The 874-nt window shown below is 44.6% G+C and carries 1 protein-coding gene and 1 pseudogene; both read left to right on the top strand.

The window, feature by feature from the left end; translation table 11 throughout:
* The first annotated feature begins 74 nt into the window (after positions 1–74).
* On the top strand, positions 75–401 hold the full coding sequence (locus ABS784_RS16845; protein WP_011229672.1) for a transposase: 327 nt from the start codon (positions 75–77) through the stop codon (positions 399–401).
* Positions 380–874: pseudogene (locus tag ABS784_RS16840) on the top strand (IS3 family transposase); the annotation flags it as partial. The gene ABS784_RS16845 and the pseudogene ABS784_RS16840, both read left to right, overlap by 22 nt.

Below are 874 nucleotides of genomic sequence, written 5' to 3'. Positions count from 1 at the left end.
TGATATTATCCCTCTAGTGTAGACAGTTGGGAAAATGCCCATACTGTCAGTAAAAACACTGGAGGGATTTGTTTATGTTCGAGACCAAGCAAACACCGAAAGGGAAGACCACTTATTCCGTGGAGTTTAAATGGAGGGCTGTCCAGATGTACATCGAAGAAGGATGGGGATATAAGCGGATATGCCAAGAGTTAGGGATTCCCTGCACGAAAACGATCAGACTTTGGGTAAAACGTTACCATGAACATGGTCTAAAAGGGCTCGAAGAACGGCGCGGGACATCCAAGTCTCCATTCAAGGGAAGGCCTCGAAAAAAAGAGTGCAGTTTAGAGGAAGAGAATCGAAGACTGAAAGCAGAGAATGATTATTTAAAAAAGTTACGAGAGCTGGCAAGGAGGTGAAACCGAAAGAGCGGTTCTCGATCATTCAGGAGTTATCCAACACCTATCCGATTGCCTGGCTATGCCAACTGGCCGGTGTGTCAAGAAGTGGATACTATCGATGGATGAACCGGCAGGGAATCGTCACAGAGAAGCAAAAGGAAAATGAACAAATCAAACAAATGATCCTCGAATGCCATCAAAAGGTCAATGGGATCTATGGATACTACCGCGTGAAGGCATGGATAAAACGAAATTATGGGAAGACCGTGAATCATAAGCGAGTGTACCGACTGATGAAAGAGTTGGGGGTTCAGGCCAAAATCCGTCGAAAAAAGCCGAAGTATAAAGCGGGAAAGGAGAATATCGTAGCGTCGAACGTGTTAAACCGTGATTTTGTGGCCACTGCAGCCAACCAAAAATGGGTGACGGATATTACCTATGTGCCATTTCAAGGAACCTATTTGTATCTGTCTGCTATTAAAGATCTGTAC

Source organism: Geobacillus sp. G4, from assembly GCF_040327975.1.
Taxonomy (GTDB): domain Bacteria; phylum Bacillota; class Bacilli; order Bacillales; family Anoxybacillaceae; genus Geobacillus; species Geobacillus thermoleovorans.
Note: the sequence above shows the minus strand (reverse complement) of the source record. Positions and strands in the feature narration are given on the sequence as shown.